Annotated in this window: 24 protein-coding genes; 13 read left to right on the top strand and 11 right to left on the bottom strand. The window is 69.5% G+C overall.

Annotation, left to right across the window (positions count from 1 at the left end):
* Positions 1-11: 11 nt before the first annotated feature.
* The 6 genes from Pph01_RS41410 to pstS all read right to left on the bottom strand — a co-directional run bounded on the left by Pph01_RS41410 (position 12) and on the right by pstS (position 5,577).
* Positions 12-974, bottom strand: coding sequence for a MerR family transcriptional regulator (locus Pph01_RS41410; RefSeq protein WP_204078740.1), 963 nt, complete (start codon positions 972-974; stop codon positions 12-14).
* Positions 975-1,102: 128 nt separating this feature from the next.
* Positions 1,103-1,765 (bottom strand): response regulator transcription factor, encoded by a 663-nt coding sequence (locus Pph01_RS41405; protein ID WP_239117400.1) that lies wholly within the window; start codon positions 1,763-1,765, stop codon positions 1,103-1,105.
* A 58-nt stretch (positions 1,766-1,823) separates the two neighbouring features.
* Complete coding sequence (pstB, locus tag Pph01_RS41400) at positions 1,824-2,600, bottom strand: phosphate ABC transporter ATP-binding protein PstB (RefSeq protein WP_204078738.1); 777 nt, start codon at positions 2,598-2,600, stop codon at positions 1,824-1,826.
* A 3-nt stretch (positions 2,601-2,603) separates the two neighbouring features.
* Complete coding sequence (gene pstA, locus Pph01_RS41395; RefSeq protein ID WP_204078737.1) at positions 2,604-3,488, bottom strand: phosphate ABC transporter permease PstA; 885 nt, start codon at positions 3,486-3,488, stop codon at positions 2,604-2,606.
* Entirely contained in the window at positions 3,485-4,465 is a 981-nt protein-coding gene (gene pstC, locus Pph01_RS41390) for a phosphate ABC transporter permease subunit PstC (protein ID WP_204078736.1), read from the bottom strand. Before pstC ends, pstA begins: the two co-directional genes overlap by 4 nt.
* Positions 4,466-4,470: 5 nt before the next feature.
* Positions 4,471-5,577 (bottom strand): phosphate ABC transporter substrate-binding protein PstS, encoded by a 1,107-nt coding sequence (gene pstS, locus Pph01_RS41385; protein ID WP_204078735.1) that lies wholly within the window; start codon positions 5,575-5,577, stop codon positions 4,471-4,473.
* Between the two features lie 161 nt (positions 5,578-5,738).
* Here pstS and Pph01_RS43175 point away from each other — a divergent pair, with 161 nt between their 5' ends.
* Together Pph01_RS43175 and Pph01_RS41380 are read left to right on the top strand one after the other, a co-directional pair.
* Positions 5,739-6,197 carry a low molecular weight protein-tyrosine-phosphatase gene (locus Pph01_RS43175; protein ID WP_239117399.1) on the top strand — a complete coding sequence of 153 codons (459 nt, stop codon included), beginning with the start codon at positions 5,739-5,741 and terminating at the stop codon, positions 6,195-6,197.
* Positions 6,184-7,005, top strand: coding sequence for a fructosamine kinase family protein (locus tag Pph01_RS41380; protein WP_239117398.1), 822 nt, complete (start codon positions 6,184-6,186; stop codon positions 7,003-7,005). The genes Pph01_RS43175 and Pph01_RS41380 overlap by 14 nt, the downstream gene beginning before the upstream one ends.
* Before the next feature lie 51 nt (positions 7,006-7,056).
* Here Pph01_RS41380 and hisN read toward each other — a convergent pair whose 3' ends face one another.
* Positions 7,057-7,842 carry a histidinol-phosphatase gene (gene hisN / locus Pph01_RS41375; protein WP_204078733.1) on the bottom strand — a complete coding sequence of 262 codons (786 nt, stop codon included), beginning with the start codon at positions 7,840-7,842 and terminating at the stop codon, positions 7,057-7,059.
* 80 nt (positions 7,843-7,922) lie between these two features.
* Between hisN and Pph01_RS41370 the strand changes: the two genes are divergently transcribed.
* Positions 7,923-8,360 (top strand): DUF4442 domain-containing protein, encoded by a 438-nt coding sequence (locus Pph01_RS41370; RefSeq protein WP_204078732.1) that lies wholly within the window; start codon positions 7,923-7,925, stop codon positions 8,358-8,360.
* A gap of 15 nt (positions 8,361-8,375) precedes the next feature.
* Here Pph01_RS41370 and rsgA read toward each other — a convergent pair whose 3' ends face one another.
* A complete protein-coding gene (gene rsgA / locus Pph01_RS41365; RefSeq protein ID WP_204078746.1) occupies positions 8,376-9,440 on the bottom strand; it encodes a ribosome small subunit-dependent GTPase A in 1,065 nt (354 codons plus the stop codon).
* A 70-nt stretch (positions 9,441-9,510) separates the two neighbouring features.
* Positions 9,511-10,815 (bottom strand): 3-phosphoshikimate 1-carboxyvinyltransferase, encoded by a 1,305-nt coding sequence (gene aroA / locus Pph01_RS41360; RefSeq protein WP_204078731.1) that lies wholly within the window; start codon positions 10,813-10,815, stop codon positions 9,511-9,513.
* Positions 10,816-10,889: 74 nt separating this feature from the next.
* Between aroA and Pph01_RS41355 the strand changes: the two genes are divergently transcribed.
* Positions 10,890-11,660: an SOS response-associated peptidase gene (locus tag Pph01_RS41355; RefSeq protein ID WP_204078730.1), complete on the top strand. Its 771-nt coding sequence runs from the start codon at positions 10,890-10,892 to the stop codon at positions 11,658-11,660.
* Positions 11,661-11,797: 137 nt separating this feature from the next.
* Complete coding sequence (locus Pph01_RS41350; RefSeq protein WP_204078729.1) at positions 11,798-12,130, top strand: TraR/DksA family transcriptional regulator; 333 nt, start codon at positions 11,798-11,800, stop codon at positions 12,128-12,130.
* An 8-nt stretch (positions 12,131-12,138) separates the two neighbouring features.
* Here Pph01_RS41350 and Pph01_RS41345 read toward each other — a convergent pair whose 3' ends face one another.
* A complete protein-coding gene (locus Pph01_RS41345; protein WP_204078728.1) occupies positions 12,139-12,897 on the bottom strand; it encodes a class I SAM-dependent methyltransferase in 759 nt (252 codons plus the stop codon).
* A gap of 126 nt (positions 12,898-13,023) precedes the next feature.
* On the opposite strand from Pph01_RS41345, the gene Pph01_RS41340 reads away from it, so the two are divergent.
* From Pph01_RS41340 to Pph01_RS41310, 7 genes are all read left to right on the top strand, one after another.
* Positions 13,024-13,752, top strand: a complete 729-nt coding sequence (locus Pph01_RS41340; protein WP_373315715.1) for a sigma-70 family RNA polymerase sigma factor — start codon at positions 13,024-13,026, stop codon at positions 13,750-13,752.
* Positions 13,749-14,015, top strand: a complete 267-nt coding sequence (rsrA, locus tag Pph01_RS41335; RefSeq protein WP_204078727.1) for a mycothiol system anti-sigma-R factor — start codon at positions 13,749-13,751, stop codon at positions 14,013-14,015. Before Pph01_RS41340 ends, rsrA begins: the two co-directional genes overlap by 4 nt.
* A 34-nt stretch (positions 14,016-14,049) precedes the next feature.
* Entirely contained in the window at positions 14,050-14,961 is a 912-nt protein-coding gene (locus Pph01_RS41330; protein WP_204078726.1) for an NAD-dependent epimerase/dehydratase family protein, read from the top strand.
* A 323-nt stretch (positions 14,962-15,284) separates the two neighbouring features.
* Positions 15,285-16,637: an HD-GYP domain-containing protein gene (locus Pph01_RS41325; RefSeq protein ID WP_204078725.1), complete on the top strand. Its 1,353-nt coding sequence runs from the start codon at positions 15,285-15,287 to the stop codon at positions 16,635-16,637.
* Positions 16,634-17,908 (top strand): HD-GYP domain-containing protein, encoded by a 1,275-nt coding sequence (locus tag Pph01_RS41320; protein WP_204078724.1) that lies wholly within the window; start codon positions 16,634-16,636, stop codon positions 17,906-17,908. The genes Pph01_RS41325 and Pph01_RS41320 overlap by 4 nt, the downstream gene beginning before the upstream one ends.
* 134 nt (positions 17,909-18,042) lie before the next feature.
* A complete protein-coding gene (locus tag Pph01_RS41315) occupies positions 18,043-18,300 on the top strand; it encodes a hypothetical protein (RefSeq protein ID WP_204078723.1) in 258 nt (85 codons plus the stop codon).
* On the top strand, positions 18,293-18,505 hold the full coding sequence (locus tag Pph01_RS41310; RefSeq protein WP_204078722.1) for a biotin/lipoyl-binding carrier protein: 213 nt from the start codon (positions 18,293-18,295) through the stop codon (positions 18,503-18,505). The genes Pph01_RS41315 and Pph01_RS41310 overlap by 8 nt, the downstream gene beginning before the upstream one ends.
* Positions 18,506-18,512: 7 nt before the next feature.
* On the opposite strand, the gene Pph01_RS41305 is transcribed toward Pph01_RS41310, so the two are convergent.
* Positions 18,513-18,890 (bottom strand): thioesterase family protein, encoded by a 378-nt coding sequence (locus Pph01_RS41305; protein WP_239116195.1) that lies wholly within the window; start codon positions 18,888-18,890, stop codon positions 18,513-18,515.
* Positions 18,891-18,928: 38 nt separating this feature from the next.
* On the opposite strand from Pph01_RS41305, the gene bsaP reads away from it, so the two are divergent.
* Positions 18,929-19,111, top strand: coding sequence for a biotin synthase auxiliary protein BsaP (gene bsaP, locus Pph01_RS41300; protein WP_204078721.1), 183 nt, complete (start codon positions 18,929-18,931; stop codon positions 19,109-19,111).
* Positions 19,112-19,127: the final 16 nt, after the last annotated feature.

Raw genomic sequence — 19,127 nt, 5'->3', positions numbered from 1 at the left:
CTGCTCCGTTTTCATTCCTCCGAAAGAACGCCGGAGGATCCCGGCACTCGCGCCCGCAAGGCGCGGATGGCCCAGTCGGACACCGGCGCCAGGCTCTCCGGGGCCGACCAGAGGTTGACCACTGCCAGCAGGCGGAGGTACAGCTCCCTGCGGGGGTCGCTCGCCGCCTCCAGGCGCAGCAGGAGACGATGCCGCAGCTCGACGTCGTCGGGACGGCCGCTGACGTTCGCGTACTGCGCCATCATCGCCTCGACGACCGGATCGGCCTGGGGAGAGACCGGGTCGATGCCGGCCGCCAGTGCGGGTCTCACCTCTTCCCGTACCACCGCGATTCCGTGCTTGCGGACTCCCGCGGCCTCACTGTGGGCCCGCTCGTCGGCATGCAGTTCCGCGAGGCGTCGCATGACGGCGCGGAACTGCGGGTCCCGGGACAGCTCGGCCAGTTCCACCCAGGCTTCGACCTGTTCGGCATCGGCGTCGTCGGGCAGCTCCGGGGTCATCGAGCGCATGATGCCCGTGAATCCGGGCTCCTCGATGAGGCCGCCGAAGACAGAGTCGAGGAAGTCGCCGGTGAGACGCCTGCGCTCGTCCTCGGACAGCTTGGCCAGTTTGTGCATGAGATCCGTCTCCTCAGGGGTCGATCCGCGCCTGGCCACCGCCGTGAGCACCGCTCGCCGCAGGCTCAACACTCGGATCTGCACCGCCAGCGCCTCGGCGTGGGCCTTGGCGACCTCGGCGAGGGAGACCTCCTGCTCCACCACCTTCTTGATCGTGGGGAGGTCCACCCCCAGATCGCGGAGCGTCCGTACGAGATCGAGGCGGGCGACGGCGTCGACGTCGTAGAGGCGGTAGCCGGCCGGACTGCGGTCGGCGGGCGGCACGATCCCGCGGTCGGAGTAGAACCGTATGGTCTTGACCGTCAGCCCGGTCTGCCGGGCCAGGTCGCCGATCGAGTAGAGCGTGTCGCCGTCCATGCCTCCACCCTCGCGTCTCCCCCTGATGGAGACTCAAGCCGCCCCTGGGCGTACAGCAAAGCAGAAAGCCACAACGCCGAACCCGGCGACCGGGTTCGGCGTTGTGGGTGTGACCGAGACGAAAAAGATCAGCTGGAGACCAGGCGGTAGCCCACTCCACGAACGGTCTGAATCATCTTGTCCTCTTCATCACCGAGTCTGGCGCGCAACCGCTTCACGTGGACGGCGATCGTGTTGGTGGACATCGCGTCCGCGGAATGCCACACGTGCCGCATGATCTGCTCACGCGTGACGGTCCGGTCGGCGTTGCGCATCAGGTAGTGAAGCAACTCGAACTCTCGAAGGGGCAGATGGACGATGCGTCCCGCGACCTTCACCTGGTAGGCCGTGACGTCCAGCTCGACGTCGCCGATCGTGAGCACGATCCGATGGTCGCCATGCCGCCGGAAGGCCGCCTGAACGAGCGGGAGCAGCTCATGGACTCGGTAGGGACGGGCCACGCACGCCGTCGCCCCGGCCTCGAGGGCTTGCAGGGCCTGCTCGGTATCGCTCCCGAAATCGATACCGAGCAGGACCGGCACGGCCCTCGCGAGCCGCACGGCCCGGACGAAGTCGACCGGGCCCACGACGGGCAGGGAAGAGCTGATCAGTACGGCGTCCGGTTGGAGCGCGCCGGCTTGGAGCAGGGCCTGCGCACCGTCCATGACGCCGGTGACATCGATCCCTTCTGGCTCCAGTGCCGCCGCCAACTGCTGGATGAGGCCCGGATCCGGATCGGCCACCAAAAGCATGGGTGCCGACCGAGTGTCCCCCTCCACTACGGGTGCCGCCACCCAGGTCCTCCAATGCTCAGCCGAAGCGGCCGGTGATGTAGTCCTCGGTCGCCTTCTGTGTCGGGTTGGTGAAGATCCGCGAGGTCTCATCCATCTCGATGAGCTTGCCCGGCTGACCCTGCGCCGCGAGGTTGAAGAAGGCGGTCCGGTCGCTGACGCGAGCCGCCTGCTGCATGTTGTGCGTCACGATGACGATCGTGAACTCCTGCTTGAGCTCGGAGATCAGATCCTCGATCGCGAGGGTCGAGATCGGGTCGAGGGCCGAGCACGGCTCGTCCATGAGCAGGACCTGCGGCCGGACCGCGATCGCCCGCGCGATGCACAGACGCTGCTGCTGTCCACCGGACAGACCCGCACCCGGCTTGTTGAGCCGGGTCTTGACCTCGTTCCAGAGGTTGGCCCCCTTGAGGGATTCCTCCACGATGCCGTCGAGTTGCGACTTGGAGAAACGGCCGTTCAGCCTGAGGCCCGCGGCCACGTTGTCGAAGATCGACATCGTCGGGAACGGGTTGGGCCGCTGGAACACCATGCCGATGGTCCGCCGTACGGAGACGGGGTCGACGTTCGTGCCGTAGAGGTCCTGGTCCTCCAGACGGACCTTGCCTTCGACGCGCGCGCCGGGGATGACCTCGTGCATGCGGTTCAGGGTCCGCAGGAATGTCGACTTGCCACAACCGGAGGGGCCGATGAACGCGGTGACGGAACGAGGCTCGATGGTCATCGAGATGCCCTCGATCGCCTTGTGCGATCCGTAGTAGGCATCGAGGTCAGAGACCTCGATCTGCTTTGCCATCTCTTATCCCCTCTTAGCAGGCGAACGCCACCACGAGATGAGGCGTGCGACCAGGTTCAGCAGCATGACGATCAGGATGAGCGTGAGCGCACCGGTCCAGGCGCGGTCGATGGCGACGTCCTGGGGAAGGGCCGACTGACCGAAGACGTACAGCGGGAGGCCCATCTGCGGCCCGTTGAACGGGTCTTCGTTGATGGAGTCGGTGAAGAAGACGGTGAGCAGCAGCGGCGCGGTCTCACCCGCGACACGGGCGACGGCCAGCATGACACCCGTGACGATGCCGGTGAAGGCGGTCGGCAGGACGACCTTGGCGATCGTGCGCCACTTCGGCACGCCGAGCGCGTACGACGCCTCTCGCAGCTCGTTCGGCACGAGCCGCAACATCTCCTCCGTCGATCTGACCACCACGGGCATCATCAGGATCGACAGCGCCAGCGCTCCGGCGAAGCCCGAGAACGTCATGCCCAGGACCAGGATCCAGAACGCCAGGACGAAGAGGCCGGCGACGATGGACGGGACACCGGTCATGATGTCCACGAAGAAGCTGATGAGCCGCGACAGCCTGCCGCCGTTGCCGTACTCCACGAGGTAGACGGCGGTGAGCAGGCCGATCGGCACCGCGATCAGTGACGCGAGGAGCACCTGCTCCAGCGTGCCGATGATCGCGTGATAGGCGCCGCCTCCCGCGTCCCGCGCACCGATGTTGCGCATCGAGTGCGTGAGGAACTCGATGTCGAATCGCTTGAGGCCGTTGCGGATGACGAGCCACAGGACCGAAACGAGCGGAACGACTGCGACGGCGAAGGCCAGGTAGACGAGGACCTGGGCCACGCCGTTCTTGACCCGCCTGCCGGCGGAGATGGGCTTGATCCCCATTTGCACGGTCATGCTGCGGCCCTCGCGTACTCCTTGCGGCGGGCGATGATGAGGCGGGCGGCCGTGTTCACCACAAGCGTGATCACGAACAGCACCAGACCGGACGCGATGAGCGCGCCTCGGCCGATGTCCGTGGCCTCGCCGAAGCCGTTGGCGATGTTGGCGGCGATGCTGTTGCCGTTCGGGCTGAGGATCCGGAACGAGATGGTGAAGGTCGCCGGGAAGATCAGGGCGACGGCGATCGTCTCGCCCATGGCCCGGCCGAGGCCGAGCAGCGCGGCGGTGATGACACCGGGACGGCCGAACGGCAGGACCGCCATCCGGATCATCTCCCAGCGGGTGGCGCCGAGGGCGAGCGCCGCCTCCTCCTGGATCTTCGGAGCCTGGAGGAAGACCTCACGGGAGATCGCGGCGATGATCGGAAGGATCATGATCGCCAGCACCAACGAGGCGGTGAGCATGCTCTTGCCGACCACCGAGTCTCCGCCGAAGATCGGGATCCACCCGAGGTAGTCGTTCAGGAACTTGGACGGCCCCAGCATGAAGGGGACGAGGAAGGTGACGCCCCACAGGCCGTACACGACGCTGGGGACGGCGGCGAGGAGGTCGATCACGTAGCCCAGCACGGAGGCCAGGCGACGGGGGGCGTAGTGGGAGATGAACAGGGCGACGCCGACGGCCACCGGGGTGGCGACGACGAGCGCGATGAACGAGCTGATGACGGTGCCGAAGGCCAGTGCGCCGATTCCGAAGACGGGCTCGGTGGCGTTGGGCACCCAGGTCAGTTCGGTCAGGAAGTGCGACGTGTTCGCCTGAAGCGCGGGGACCGCCTTCACGACGAGGAAGACCGCGATCGCCGCCATGATCGCCAGCAGGACGACGCCTGAGGCGGTGGAGACGAAGCGGAACGGAACGTCGCCGCGGCTGCGCCGATAGGCGGACCGGCTAAGAGCCGGCCCGCCTTCGGTCTTGGGAAGAGACGTGGCCATCAGGGCTAGGAGATCGCCTCGACGGCGGTGCGAACCTTGGAGATGAGGCTGGCCGGCAGCGGGGCGTAGCCCAGGCCGGTCAGGGCCTGCTGGCCGGCGTCGCTGGCCGTGTAGGTGAGGAAGGACTTGACCAGCGGAAGGTCCGTGGCCGACAGGCCCTTCTCACAGGTGATCTCGTAGGTCACCAGGACGATCGGGTAGGCACCCGCGGCGCTGGTGGCGTAGTCGATCTTGAGCTTGAGGTCGTTGCCGGTGCCCGCGACCTGGGCGGCCTCGACCGTCTTGCCCGCGCTCTCCGGGGTGAGCTCGACGAACTCGCCCGAGCCGTTGGCGACCTTGGACTTCTGGAGGCTCGAGTTCTCGGCGAAGGAGAGCTCGACGTAGCTGATCGCGCCCTCGGTGCTCTTCACCGAAGCGGCGATCTGGTCCGAGCCCTTGGCGCCCTGGCCCTTGGCCTCGGCCGGCCACGCCTTGCCCGGCTCGTACGGCCAGTCGGCGGTCGCCTTGAGGAACTTGGTGAAGTTGTCGCTGGTGCCCGACTCGTCCGAGCGGTGGAACGCCTGGATGGCGGTCGAGGGCAGCGTGGCGTCGGGGTTGTCGGCCTTGATGGCCGGGTCGTCCCACTTGGTGATCTTGCTGTTGAAGATGCCACCGATGGTCTTCGGCGACAGCTGCAGGCCGTCCACACCGGGGAGGTTGTAGACGACGGCGACGGGGCCGATCACCATGGGCAGGTTGATCGCCTTGCCGGTCTTGCAGCGGGCGTCGGCCTGGGCGGGCTCGCCCTTCTCGTCGTTGAGCGCCGAGTCGGAGCCGGCGAACGCGACGGTGCCCTGGATGAAGGACTGGACACCCGCGCCGGAGCCGGCCGGGTTGTAGTTGATGCTCACACCGCTGTTGGCCGACTGGAAGCCCTTCTTCCACTCGTCCATCGCGTTAGCCTGAGCCGAGGAGCCTGCGGCGTTGATCGTGCCCGACAGGCTGCTGCCGGTGGCAGCGCCCGAGGGGGCAGCCGAGGTGCCAGTGTCGCCGCTGTTGTCGTCGGTGCCGCATGCGGCGAGCGAAAACACGCCGATAATGGCGGCCGCGGCAAGCCGGCCTGCATACTTCACGGTGATTCCTCCCGCTTGTCTTCTCGTCGCCGAAGACACTAGAGATCCAAGGTGACCGGATCCCTTGGTAAAGGTGAACGAGCAGTGAACGCGCTCGGTCTCTTGTGGTGATCGATGGAGATAACGAGCAGGTCACGACGGGTGTGCGGGACCATTGATTCATGAAGCGCATATGTCTGGTCTGCATGGGCAACATCTGCCGGTCACCGATGGCCGAGATCGTTTTGAGGCGGACGCTCGAGGAAAGGGGCCTTGACGTGCTCGTGGACAGTGCGGGCACCGGCGGCTGGCACGCGGGCGAGCCCATGGACGAGCGTGCTCTGGCCACGCTCGCCGAGCACGGTTACGACGGCGACTCCCATCGTGCCCGCCAGTTCGACCCCGCCTGGTTCGCCGAGCGCGACCTCGTCCTCGTGATGGACCGGGACAATCTGCGGGCCGTGCGGCGGATGGCCCCGTCCGGCGCCGATGTGCGGCTGTTCCGCTCGTTCGACCCCGACGCCCCCGAGGGGGCCGAGGTGCCCGACCCCTACTACGACGGGAGGCAGGGCTTCACCGACGTGCTTGTCATGGTCGAGGCCGCGTCCGAGGGGCTGGCGAAGTACCTTGAAGATCACTAAAGATCTCGGCACGAGTCACGCCTGGACCCTCCATGAAGCCGTCGCCGGCGACGGGCGGCGGGTCTTCGTCAAGAAGGGCGCCGACTTCACCGCCGAGGCCGCCGGGCTCCGCTGGCTCGCCGAGCCGGCAGCCGTGGCCGTGCCCGAGGTCGTCGAGGCGGACGGCGACACCCTCGTGCTGGAGTGGATCGAGACGGCGCCGGCGACGGCGGCCGCGGCCGAACGGTTCGGTCACGAGCTCGCCGCCCTCCACGCCGCGGGGGCGGAGGGCTTCGGCGCCCCGTGGCCCGGCTCCATCGCCGAACTGCCCATGGACAACGGACCGGCTCCCGACTGGCCGACCTTCTACACCTCCCAGCGCGTCCTCCCGTTCGTACGGCGGGCCCGCGACGCCGGGGCGTTGTCGACGGCGGACGTCGACCTGGTCGAGGAGGCCTGCGACCGCGTGGAGGAGGTGTCGGGCCCGGCGGAGCCGCCCGCCCGCATCCACGGCGACCTCTGGAACGGCAACCTGATGTGGGCCGCCCCGCCGGACACGGGTGACTCGGCGCCCGGGCGTGTCGCGCTGGTCGACCCGGCGGCGCACGGGGGTCATCGGGAGACCGACCTCGCCATGCTCGCGCTCTTCGGAGCGCCGCACCTCGCCACGATCCTGGGCGCGTACCGGGAGGCCGCCCCGCCGGCCGCCGGCTGGCGGGAGCGGGTGCCGCTGCATCAGCTTCACCCGCTCGCCGTGCACGTCTGCCTGTACGGCGATGCCTACCGGGGCAGCCTGCTCACGGCCGCGTCCGAGGTGCTCGCACTGTGACGGCGGCTGTGGCGGTCACTGCGACGGCCGCAGTGACAGCCGCAGCGACGGTCAGGGGCGTGAGAGGCGTTTGAGCACCTCACCGTGGAGCAGGCCGTTCGTGCAGACCATGCTGCCGGTGTCGAGAGGGCCGGTGCCGTCGAGGGCGGTGCAGGTGCCGCCCGCCTCCTCGACGATCACGGTGAGCGCCGCCATGTCCCAGGGGGACAGTTCGGGCTCGGCGGAGATGTCCACCGATCCTTCCGCGACCATCATGTGCGACCAGAAGTCGCCGTAGCCGCGGCTGCGCCAGACCTGCCTGGTGAGGTCGAGGAACCCGTCGAGCCGGTCGTCCTTCTCCCATTCCTCCAGGTCGGAGAAGGCGAAGGAGGCGTCGCCGATGCGACCGACCTCCGACACGCGGCAGCGGGACGCCTTGGTCAGGCTGCGTCCGGTCCAGGAGCCGCCGTCCCTGGCGGCCCACCAGCGCCGTCCGAGGGCGGGGGCGGAGACGACGCCGACGACGACCTTGCCCTCCTCCATCAGCGCGATGAGGGTGGCCCACACGGGGACGCCGCGCACGTAGTTCTTCGTGCCGTCGATGGGGTCGATGACCCACGACCGCATGCCGTAGCCGGTGCGGCCGAACTCCTCGCCGACGACCGCGTCACGGGGGCGGGCCCGCCGCAGCGTGCCGCGGATGGCCTCCTCGACGGCCCTGTCGGCGTCGCTGACCGGGGTGAGGTCGGGCTTGGTGTCGACCTTCAGGTCCACGGCCTTGAAGCGGCGCATCGTGATGTCGTCGGCGGCGTCCGCCATCACGTGCGCGAGTCGCAGGTCGTCGCTGTATCCCGTCACAGGCCCCAAGTTATCGTGCCGGACCCCGCTTACATCAGGCCCGGATCGCTCCAAAACATACTCATCGGTAACATCTGATCATGGACATCGCCGCATTCCTCCTCGACAGCGTCCCCTTCGCGCGTCTGCTCGGCGTCACCTTCGACTCGGTCGGAACCGGCACCGCCGTGGCCCGTCTTCCCGACCGCGACGACCTGCACAACCACGTGGGCGGCCCGCACGCCGGCGCCCTGTTCTCGCTCGCGGAGTCGGCCTCCGGGGCCGCCATGCTCTCGGCGTTCGGCGACCAGCTGTCCCGGGCCGTGCCGCTGGCGACGGTGGCCGCGGTCCGCTACCTCAAGCTGGCCAAGGGCGAGGTGACGGCGTCGGCGACCCTGCGGGCCGACCGCGACGAGGTCGTCGCCCGGCTCGACGCCGGAGAGCGGCCGGAGTTCGACGTGGCGGTCGACATCCGTGACGCGGCGGGGACCGTCGTGTCCGAGGTGACCGTCTCGTGGACGCTCCGCCCCAACCGCTGACCGGCCGCAGGCCGATCAGTCGTCGTCCGCGGACCCCTCGCGGCTGGCAAGCAGCCGCCTGAGCGACTCCAGGCGCGCGGGGTCCCCGGGGCCATCCACGACGAAGCGGTCCAGCGCGCAGCCGTCCCCGAGATGGGTGCAGCCCTTGGGGCAGTCGACCGCGGCCTCGTTGAAGTCGGGGAAGGCGGCGAGCACGGTCTCCATGGCGACGTGGGCGAGGCCGAAGCTGCGTACCCCGGGCGTGTCGATGATCCAGCCGCCCTCGGGCAGCTCGAGCGCGACCGCCGACGTGGAGGTGTGCCGCCCCCTGCCGGTCACGGCGTTGACGTGCGACACCGCGCGGCGGGCATCCGGCACCAGGGCGTTGACCAGCGTCGACTTCCCCACGCCTGAGTGCCCGACGAGCACGCTGATCCGGTCGCTCACCCGTTCGCGCAGCTCGCCGAGCGGGCTGCCCTTCTCCACGACCACGTACGGCACGCCGAGCGGCTCGTAGAGGGACACCAGCTCGTCGGGCGCCGCGAGGTCGGCCTTCGTGAGGCACAACAGCGGATCGATGTCCGCGTCGAAGGCGGCGACGAGCATCCGATCGATCATCCGGGGGCGCGGCGGCGGGTCGGCCAGCGCCGTGACGATGACGAGTTGGTCGGCGTTGGCCACGATCGGCCGCTCGATGTCGTCGGTGTCGTCGGCGCTGCGGCGCAACATCGAGCCGCGCTCCTCCACGCGCACGATCCGCGCGAGCGTGTCGGGGCGGCCCGTCACGTCGCCCACGATCGCGACGCGGTCTCCGACGACGATGCCCTTGCGGCCCAGTTCCCTGGCCTTCATCGCGACGACGAGGGTCCTGTCGTCCTTCCCTGAGCGCCGGGCAGATCCCTTCACTCGGCGCGCGGCCTGCCCGTCGCCGTCAATCCGAGGGATGCCCGCTCCGACGAGGCAGGTGTAACGGCCCCGGTCGACGGCGACGACGAAACCCTCGACGGCCTCGTCGTGGGCAGGGCGGACCCGCGTCCGGGGCCGGGATCCCTTGCCCGGTCTCACCCTGACGTCGTCCTCGTCGTACTGCCGTTTTCTCAGCGCCCGCGCCCCGATCGTCTCGCGCACCCGTGAGCGCCGCTCGCGGGGCCGGTCGCCGGGCGAGGCCCTCTCATCGCGCGCCGCCCAGCATGGCGGCCCACATGCTCGGGAACTCCGGAAGGGTCTTCCCCGTGGTCGCGATGTTCTCCACCTGGACGCCGGGCACGGCCAGCCCGATCACGGCGCCGGCCGTCGCCATCCGGTGGTCGTCGTAGGAGTGGAAGACCCCGCCCGACAGCGGCCGAGGGTGGATCTCCAGACCGTCCGCCGTCTCGCGGGCGTCGCCTCCGAGGTTGTTGATCTCCGTGGCGAGCGCGGCGATGCGGTCGGTCTCGTGTCCGCGGATGTGGGCGACGCCGCTGATGCGGGAGGGCGAGTCGGCGAGGGCGGCCAGCGCCGCGATGGTCGGCGTCAGCTCGCTCACCTCGTGCAGATCGGCCTCGATGCCTCGTATCCGCCCGGAGCCCGTCACCTGGAGGCCCTCGGGGACCCGGGTCACCGTCGCGCCCATCCGCTCCAGCAGGTCGCGGAGCTGGTCGCCGCCCTGCGTGGTCTCCTCCGGCCAGCCGGGGACGACGACCGTGCCGCCGGTGACGAGCGCTCCGGCGAGGAACGGCGCCGCGTTGGACAGGTCGGGCTCGACGTCCACGTCGTGCGCCCTGATCGGCCCGGGCTCCACCCGCCACACGTCGGCTCCGGAGTCGTCCACCTCGACGCCGGCCTGCCGCAACATGTGGACGGTCATCTCGATGTGGGGCATCGACGGGACCGGGGGTCCGCTGTGCCGTACGGTCACGCCCTTGTCGAAGCGGGCGCCCGCCAGGAGCAGGCCCGAGACCATCTGGGAGGAGGTGGAGGCGTCGAGGACCACCTCTCCGCCAGAGATCGGCCCGCGGACGGTGAACGGCAGGGCGTCGGCGTCGACGGACGCCCCCAGGGCGCGCAGGGCCCCCAGGATCGGGCCCATGGGCCGCTTGCGCGCGGCCGGGTCGCCGTCGAAGCGCACCGGGCCGTCCGCGAGCGCGGCCACCGCTGGCGCGAACCGCATGACCGTGCCGGCCAGCCCCACGTCGATCGACACGCCGCCCCTGACGGGCCGCGGGATGATCGCCCAGTCCACGCTCGAGCCGCTCTCGCCGGAGGAGGTCATCTCGGCGCCGAGGGACCGCAGGGCTGCCACCATCAGATCCGCGTCCCGGCTGCGCAGCGCCAGCCGTACCCGGCTGGGCGCGTCGGCCAGCGCGGCGAGGAGCAGCGCACGGTTGGTCACCGACTTGGATCCGGGCAGGCGGACGGTCGCCCGGACCGGGCCGGTCGCGGCCGGGGCCGTCCAGAGCGCCTCTGGGCCCGTGGAGGCGGAGTGCGGTGTGACCATGCCAGAAGCCTATCGTCGTGCCCCCAGGAGCCCGTACGGCGCGCGCATGGGGCGGAAATGGCAGTCTGGAAGACATGTGCGGGAGATATGCGTCGGCGCGGAAGAAGCACGATCTTCTCGAGGAGTTCGAGGTCGAGCTCGACGGCGCCCCCGACCAGGAGCTCGGGCCCGACTACAACGTGGCTCCCACCAAGGAGGTCTACGCGGTCATGAGCCGCGTGCCAAGGGGCGAGGACGGGAGCCGTTCGGGACGGCCGGTGCGGCAGTTGCGCGTGGTCCGCTGGGGGTTGGTCCCGAGCTGGGCGAAGGATCCGTCGATCGGCTCGCGGCTCATCAACGCGCGGATCGAGACCGTGGGGGACAAACCCGCGTTTCGCAAGGCGTTCGCCTCGAGGCGGTGTCTCCTGCCCGCCGACGGCTATTTCGAGTGGATGCCAACGGAGGAGAAGAAGAAGCAGCCCTATTTCATCCATCCGGCGGACGGCGGAGTGCTCGCGATGGCCGGGCTGTACGAGTTCTGGAAGGACCCGGGGCGGGCGGACGACGATCCCCTGAAATGGCTGTGCACGTGCACGGTGATCACCACGTCGGCCGAAGACGAACTGGGCCGCATTCACGACCGCATGCCGATGATGGTCGAGCGCGGCCGCTGGGCGGAATGGCTCGACCCCCGGCTTGAGGACCCGGCGAAACTGCTGGTCCCCGCCAGCCCCGACAGGCTCGAGGCGTATCCCGTCTCCACCGAGGTGAACAACGTGCGCAACAACGGCCCCGATCTGGTCGAGCCGGCGGCGCCGATCGGCAAGGAATCGGGAAACGGCGGGGATGCGGACGCGCTTTTCTAGAAATCCATTGGTGTAAGTCGGACGTCGAACGGGCATCCGGTAACGAAAGCGGTTCACCACGCCGTAATAAATGCCGACCTGTCGGGAGACCGGGGCTCCTCGGCGGGTGTTCCCCACGCTCCCGGAGGTGCGGATTCGTGGATGTCGCGACCGCGCGTATGCGCCTGGAAGTCATGCTCGAAGAGCTCGACCGTTCGATCAGGGTGCTGAAAGGCGACCCGGTCGCCGTGCCGGAACGATCGGCCGCCGACGCCGGGGCCGACCTCACCGACGCCGACCGGACGCGGGCCATGCTGGACGTCGCGTCGCGGCAGCGCAAGGAGGTCCAGGACGCCCTCGTCCGGATCGACCAGGGCGGCTACGGGCGGTGCGTGGACTGCGCCGCCCCCGTCCCCGAGGGCAGGCTGGAGGCGCGGCCGGAAGCGGCCCGCTGCGTCCAGTGCCAGTCGAAGCGCGAGCGCCGCCGCTAGATCCGCGCCTAGGTCTGCGCCGCGGCCCTGAGCGGCTTGCGGGCGCTGGCGACCAGGTGGATGCCGACGGTGTCGTCGTCGTCCGGCTGGCTCGCGAGCTCGGTGCGGACCAGCCACGCGAGCGACCGCCCGCCCGAGCCGAGCACGCGATCGACCATGGAGGGGGACAGGACCGTCCTCGGGCGGACCCACTCCACCTCGAGCCCGGCGCCGGTGACCAGTTCGCGGACCTGCGTGCTGGTGAAGCACCGGGTGATGCTGCCGTCCGGCCAGGGGATGAGCATGACCTCGCCCGTCTGGCACAGATGGGCCCAGTAGTTCTGCTCGGCGAGGATGGCCATGCCCAGGACGAGCGAGTCGACGCACAACAGGGCGCGGCCGCCGGGCTTCAGCACGCGGGCCATGTCCTCGATCACCGACTCGGCCATGAGGTCGACCGACAACATGCGCTCCTCGGCGATCACCGCGTCGACGCTGGCGTCGGGGAGGAACGCGAGGTTGTCGGCGCGGACCTTCTGGGTCAGGTCGGAGGCGTCCCTGAGCCACGGCTCGATCGGCCTGCGGAAGTCGATGACCTCGATGACCCGGTGGCCGGCGCGGGCGGCCTGGGCCGGCCACCGGCCCCGGCCTCCGGAGAGGTCGACCAGCAACGACGGGCTGCCGGGAAGCCATTGGCGCAACTGCTCGGCGACGACCGCGTGATAAAAGTTCCAGTACGGCCCGAGCGTGCCCGAGCCATTGAGTTCGTTGGCCGGAATAGGCAGCACGAGCAGCTCCTGGACGTCGAATTTCCGGGCTACCAGCCGGTACGTATGTATTTCCCCTTGCGGAGGCGTTCATCACCTCAAACCGCACCGGGAACAGACTCTACGCCCCACCTGTTACAGGTGGGCATGAACACGTTGGTGCTGCCGGAAGCCCCGAGCAGGAGCGCCGCGACCCGGCCGGTATTCTCGGCTGGGTACGGAGTTCTGAAGGGGGTGGGTCCGGTCTCCAAGACAGCTGAGGAGACTCTGGGGCAGCGCAGTGAGCGGTTCGAGCGCGACGTCATGCCGTATCTCGACCAGCTCTACTCCGCCGCGCTCCGGATGACCCGTAATCCCGCGGATGCGGAAGACCTCCTGCAGGAGACCTTCGCCAAGGCTTTCGCCTCCTTCCACCAGTTCCAAGAGGGAACGAACCTCAAGGCCTGGCTCTACCGCATCCTGACCAACACCTTCATCAACAGTTATCGCAAGAAGCAGCGCGAGCCCAAGCAGTCCGGAACCGAGGAGATCGAGGACTGGCAGCTCGCCCGTGCCGAGTCGCACACGTCCAGCGGCCTCAAGTCGGCCGAGATCGAGGCGCTCGAGCATCTGCCCGACAGCGATGTGAAGAACGCGCTGGCGGCTCTTCCCGAGGAGTTCCGGATCGCGGTCTATCTGGCCGACGTCGAGGGCTTCCCGTACAAGGAAATCGCCGACATCATGGGCACGCCGATCGGCACCGTGATGTCCCGCCTGCATCGTGGCCGCCGCCAGCTGCGGACGCTGCTGCAGGACTACGCACGTGACCGCGGGCTCGCGCGGTCGGACTCCCGCAGCGGGGCCGACGACGATTTGCTTGGCCAGGAGGAGCGATGAGCTGCGGGAACCACCACGACACCCCGTGTAGTGACGTTCTCGACCGGATCTACAGCTACCTCGACGGCGAGCTGGACGAGAACGGTTGCGCCGACATCAGGCAGCACCTCGACGAGTGTCACTCGTGCCTCGACGAGTACGGCCTGGAGAAGGTGGTCAAGCAGCTCGTCGCGAAGCACTGCGGGTGCGACCCCGTGCCCGACGATCTGCGCGCCAAGGTCATGACGCGGATCGAACAGGTGCGCGCCCAGCTCCCCGATTAGGATCTCTCCCCGGAGATTCGGGAGGGACGGCGGTATGCGGGTACTGGTCACGGGCGGAGCGGGTTTCATCGGGTCCACCCTGGTCGATCGGCTGGTGCGGGACCGGCACGAGGTGACGGTCCTGGACGACCTGTCGTCCGGGCGCAACCGGAATCCCGAGGCGCGCCTGGACGTGATGGACGTGCGCGACCCCGCCGTGGGCCCGCTGGTCGAGACTCTGCGGCCGGAGGTCGTCTGCCATCTGGCCGCGCAGATCAGCGTCAGGAAGAGCGTGGCCGATCCCGTCCTCGACGCCAGGCTGAACGTCGAGGGCACCGTCAACGTGATCGAGGCGGCCAGGCGCGCGGGCGCGCGCAAGGTCGTCTACGCCTCGTCCGTCGCCGTGTACGGCAGGCCCCCGATCATCCCCGTCCCGGCGGGCGCGGCCACCGACCCACGCTCGCCGTACGCCGCGTCCAAGCTCAGCGGCGAGATCTACCTGTCCGCCTACGCCGGGCTGTACGGCCTGGAGTACACCACGCTGGTGTTGTCCAACGTGTACGGCCCGCGGCAGTCGCCCGAGGGCGAGGCGGGCGTCGTCTCGATCTTCACGGACGCCCTGCTGTCCGGCAGGCGCACGGTCGTGTACGGCGACGGATCCCAGACCCGTGACTACGTCTTCGTCGATGACGTGGTGGACGGCTTCGCCCGGGCATGCGGGCCTGAGGGGAACGGCCGCCGGTTCAATCTCGGGACGGGCGTGCAGACGACCGACCGGCGGTTGCACACCCTGGTCGCCGCCGCTGCCGGAGTCCCCGACGAACCCGACTTCGAGCCCGCCCGGCTGGGAGATCTCCCGGCCATGGCCGTCGACCCGGCCCCGGCATTCGAGGGTCTCGGGTGGCGGCCGGCGTTCGACCTCGCCGCCGGGCTCAAGGCCACGGTCGCGTGGGCCATGGGTGCATGAGCGATACGGGTCTTTTCGGGCGCGATAAATCGGGATAATTCAACACAGCGTGATGGCTTGATTACGTTTTGGCCGCGAAGCCCCGACATCCCCGATCGCAGGTGTCGCGTTCTGTAGCCTGAGTGGCGAATCGATGTGGAGGCGGCACCATGCTTGGGAAGACCATCGTCCGGCTGCTGGCGGCAATGACGCTGCTGACCCCTGTGGTTGTGCTCGTCGGCACCGTCGCGGGGAGTTCGGGGATCTCCTGGACGTAGCTCCTGCCTGTGGATCCACTTCCTGCTTCGTCTGATCCCTAGGCTTCTCTCACCCGAGGTGGCGTCATGCGGGAACTACCGTGGCCTGCCAGGATCTATTTCGTTGCGATCATCGGGGCCGCGGTCTACCTGCTCGCCCACTGCATCCTCGCGCCGGAGTGGACGAACGACATCCACTGGCCGACGCTCCTCGTCCTCGCGCTGCTGTTCCTGGTCTGCGAGTCCGTTCCGACGTTGCTCAACGTGCCGCAGGCCGCCGTATCCGTCAGCTACTCCGCCGCCCTGGCGGCCGTCGTCCTCGTCGGGCCTGAGGGCGCGGCGCTCGTCGGGCTGATGGCCGTGCTGAGCGTGCGGCCCGGCCTCGCCGTCGTCAAGCGCCTGTTCAACGGCGCGCAATTCGTGATCTGCGGGTATGCGGCGGGCCGGGCGTTCGAGCTCGCGGGCGGCGTGCCGGGCCTGCCCGCGATCACCGACTTCCCCGGGATCCTCGTCCCGTACGGCGCGGCCACCGCGGCCTTCGTCGCCATCAACTTCGTTCTGACCGCGCTGATCCTCCTGCTCGTCGCGGGGGTCGGCAAGCACCAGGTCGCGCTGCGCGGCACGGTCCAGTTCCTCGGGTCCTACGTGGGGTACGCCACCTTCGGCCTGCTGATCGCCGGGCTGTGGGCCACGGTGGAGTCGATCTCGACCGTGCTCGTCCTGCTGCCCCTGTTCGTCGCCCGCTGGGCGCTGGGCCACTACCACGCCGAGCAGCGCTCGTACGACGCGACGATCGCCGCGCTGTGCCAGGCCGTGGAGACCAAGGACTACTACACGCGGGGCCACTGCACCCGGGTCTCGGCCGCCTCCGGGATGATCGCCGACGAGATCGGGATGGGCGCCGAGCGCCTCCAGGCCATCCGCTACGCCGGGATGCTCCACGACGTGGGCAAGCTGGGCGTGCCGACGAAGGTCCTGCAGAAGGACGGAGACCTCACCGAGGAGGAGTACGCCGCGATCCAGTTGCACCCCATGCGCGGTCTGGAGATCGTGCGGGGGATCGACTTCCTGGACGAGGCGTTCGCCGGGATCATGCACCACCATGAGCGGCACGACGGGAAGGGCTACCCGATGGGCCTGGCCGGGCTGGAGATCCCCGAGTTCGCCCGGATCATCGCGGTGGCGGACGCCTTCGACTCGATGACCTCCGACCGGGCCTACAGAAAGGCGAAGCCGATCGACGTCGCGGTGGGCGAGTTGCTCAAGAACGCGGGCACGCAGTTCGACCCGATCATGGTCAGCACCTTCATCAAGGCCTTGAGCAGGGACGGCTGGCATCCGCCGCAGACCGCTCCGGCTCCGTCCAACGACGTGGTCGAGACGACCGCCAAGGACCACGACGACCCGACGACGCCCATCCAGGTGGTGTCCGAGAGATGAGCGAGCGGCGGACGGCGGCGACCCGAGCGCCGGGGCTCGACTCCGGCCAGCTCCTGCTCATCTGCGCGGCCGGCATGCTGACCGTCGCCGGGATCTCCCACACCGCCGCGGCCGGGCTGGTCGACTCCCAGGTGGCGATCGGGTTCGGTGTGCTGATCGCCGCGGGAGAGCTCGCCCGGCTGACCATGCCGGGCAACCGCGAGGTGGCGCCGGTCTCCACGGCCGCGTCCCTCGGATACGCGCTCCTGCTCGACGTGGGAGGCCGCGAGGCGACCCAGTCGGCGTTGCAGGTCGTCGCCGTGATGTCGGTCGGCATGATCGCCGGGGCCCTGCCGCACGTCGCCGTCGGCCGTCCGCCCCGGCTGGACGCGATGGCCAGGCGGCTGCTCGCCGGCTCCCTGCTGGCCTTCGCCTACCGCCCGGTCGCGCATCCGCTCTACGAGATCGCCGCGGCGGGGGACTGGTGGCCCGCCCTCGGTGTGATGGCCCTGCTCATCGCCGTGATGTTGTCCGTCGACGTGGTGATCGCCGCGATGCTCCGCGCCGAGCAGGTCAGGACCGTGTTCGGCGTGGCCGTACGGGACGAGATCAGGATGGCGGCGCCGCTGGGCGCCGCGGTGGCCGCGTCCGGCATGTTGCTCGCGCTCGCCTCCCACAGCATGGACCTGACCGCGCTGCCCGCCTTCGCGGCGCCGCTGCTGGTCACACAGGTGGCCTTCCGCAAGTACGCCGGGATCAGGGCCACCTACCTGCAGACCGTCCGGGCGCTGAGCAGGGTCACCGAGGTCGGCGGTTACGTCGAGCCCGGCCACTCGCGCCGGGTCAGCCAGCTGTCCATCGCCATCGGCCGGGAGCTCGGCATGGCCGAGCCGCAGTTGCTCGAGCTGGAGTACGCCGCGCTCATGCACGACATCGGCCAGCTCTCCCTGCGCGATCCGATCCCGGGTGGGGCCACCGTGCTGACCGATCCCGCGCAGGCCCGGCGCATCGCGGAGCTGGGCGCCGAGGTGATCAGGAAGACCGGCGTGCTGCACGCCGTCGCCGAGATCGTCCGGAGGCAGTGCGATCCGGTCGCCGACTCGCCGCCCGCGGCCAGCCGGATCATCAAGGCGGCCAACGCGTACGACGACCTCGTGGGCGCGTCGACGGACCGGGACCGTGCCGCCGCGGCGCTGGAGCGGCTCCGTCTCGACGGCGGGACCGAGTACGACCCGGCGGTGGTGGAGGCGATGGCCCGGGTGGTCGATCGGCTCACGATGTCGCGCGTGTAGCCGGACATCTCACCGGAGCCCGTCCGGCGCCGTGCTCAGGGATCGCCTTTTGTGGCGACCCTACAGATCCGCCTGTCGGGTTCCGTCGGAACGGCCGGGGAGCCGGCCTTGGGAATCGCCATAGGGTGGGCTGCGTGATCGCCAGGAACCTGATGGAGTCGGCCGGAGTCCTGGTCGGCCCCGGAACCCGTGAGCCGGTGGGGGCGCTCACGGAGGCCGCCACCAGGGCCTGCGCTGCCTTCAAGGTCGAGGGGCCAAAGAACAATCTGCCGTTCTGTGCCGAGCTCCTGGACGACCCCGAGTTCGCGAGCGGGGACTACGACACCGGGCCGGTTTCCCGGCTGAGGAAAGCCCGATGGTTGACCACGACGAAGGGGAGTTCCCGTGGCTGAGGTGCGCGCCGAGATGGTGGCGAACGTGTGGAAGATCGTCGTCGCCGAGGGCGACAGGGTCGAGGAGGGCGACACGCTCGTCATCCTGGAGTCGATGAAGATGGAGATCCCGGTGCTCGCCGAGGAGTCCGGGGTCGTGGCCCAGCTGAAGGTGGCCGAAGGGGACGTCATCCAGGGAGGCGACCTGATCGCCGTCATCGAGTGACGGCGCTTCACAGACGCGCGAGGAACCTCTCGCGGTCCACGACGACCCGCTCGATCCTGCCGGTGCCCACCAGGACGCCCCTCTTGTCGACGGCCATGATCGAGAAGACCAGCCGTCTGCCGTCCACCTCGACCAGCTCGGCGGCGATCTCCACGTGCATCCCGACCGGGCTGGGCGCGATGTGCTCCAGCTGGACCTTGGTGCCGACCGAGGTCTGGCCGGGCGCCAGGTAGTGCTGGACCGCCTTCACCGTGGCGCTCTCGGCGAACGAGAGAAGCCGGGGCGTGCCCAGCACCGGAACGTCGCCGCTGCCCACCCGGATCGCGGTGTCCGACCGCTCCACCATGATGAGGACCTCGGCACGCAGGCCAGGAGCCAGTGTCATACGTGCCAGCCTATTAGGGCCCGATTAGGGTGAAGACCGTGGACCCCTTCTGCGATCACTGCGGCGGACCGGCCGCCGACGGTGATCACGCCGCCTGTCTCGCCGCCCGGACCATGGAGCCGCCGCGCTACTGCCCGCGGTGCCGCCGCCGCATGGTGGTGCAGGTCACCCCGCGGAGCTGGTCGGCGCGCTGCTCCGAGCACGGCAGCGCGGCGGGCTGAGCCGCCGCACCGCGAC

The sequence above is a fragment of the Planotetraspora phitsanulokensis genome (genome assembly GCF_016863295.1).
GTDB classification, from domain to species: Bacteria; Actinomycetota; Actinomycetes; order Streptosporangiales; family Streptosporangiaceae; genus Planotetraspora; species Planotetraspora phitsanulokensis.
This window is presented reverse-complemented; position numbering and strand designations above follow the sequence as displayed.

What these genes read in the sequence shown, in the direction of transcription:
- Pph01_RS41410 (WP_204078740.1), bottom strand. Translation starts at nt 974, where the DNA reads ATGGACGGCGACACGCTCTACTCGATCGGCGACCTGGCCCGGCAGACC.
- Pph01_RS41405 (WP_239117400.1), bottom strand. Translation starts at nt 1,765, where the DNA reads ATGCTTTTGGTGGCCGATCCGGATCCGGGCCTCATCCAGCAGTTGGCG.
- pstB (WP_204078738.1), bottom strand. Translation starts at nt 2,600, where the DNA reads ATGGCAAAGCAGATCGAGGTCTCTGACCTCGATGCCTACTACGGATCG.
- pstA (WP_204078737.1), bottom strand. Translation starts at nt 3,488, where the DNA reads ATGACCGTGCAAATGGGGATCAAGCCCATCTCCGCCGGCAGGCGGGTC.
- pstC (WP_204078736.1), bottom strand. Translation starts at nt 4,465, where the DNA reads ATGGCCACGTCTCTTCCCAAGACCGAAGGCGGGCCGGCTCTTAGCCGG.
- Pph01_RS43175 (WP_239117399.1), top strand. Translation starts at nt 5,739, where the DNA reads ATGAAGCGCATATGTCTGGTCTGCATGGGCAACATCTGCCGGTCACCG.
- Pph01_RS41370 (WP_204078732.1), top strand. Translation starts at nt 7,923, where the DNA reads ATGGACATCGCCGCATTCCTCCTCGACAGCGTCCCCTTCGCGCGTCTG.
- aroA (WP_204078731.1), bottom strand. Translation starts at nt 10,815, where the DNA reads ATGGTCACACCGCACTCCGCCTCCACGGGCCCAGAGGCGCTCTGGACG.
- Pph01_RS41355 (WP_204078730.1), top strand. Translation starts at nt 10,890, where the DNA reads ATGTGCGGGAGATATGCGTCGGCGCGGAAGAAGCACGATCTTCTCGAG.
- Pph01_RS41340 (WP_373315715.1), top strand. Translation starts at nt 13,024, where the DNA reads ATGAACACGTTGGTGCTGCCGGAAGCCCCGAGCAGGAGCGCCGCGACC.
- rsrA (WP_204078727.1), top strand. Translation starts at nt 13,749, where the DNA reads ATGAGCTGCGGGAACCACCACGACACCCCGTGTAGTGACGTTCTCGAC.
- Pph01_RS41330 (WP_204078726.1), top strand. Translation starts at nt 14,050, where the DNA reads ATGCGGGTACTGGTCACGGGCGGAGCGGGTTTCATCGGGTCCACCCTG.
- Pph01_RS41325 (WP_204078725.1), top strand. Translation starts at nt 15,285, where the DNA reads ATGCGGGAACTACCGTGGCCTGCCAGGATCTATTTCGTTGCGATCATC.
- Pph01_RS41320 (WP_204078724.1), top strand. Translation starts at nt 16,634, where the DNA reads ATGAGCGAGCGGCGGACGGCGGCGACCCGAGCGCCGGGGCTCGACTCC.
- Pph01_RS41305 (WP_239116195.1), bottom strand. Translation starts at nt 18,890, where the DNA reads ATGACACTGGCTCCTGGCCTGCGTGCCGAGGTCCTCATCATGGTGGAG.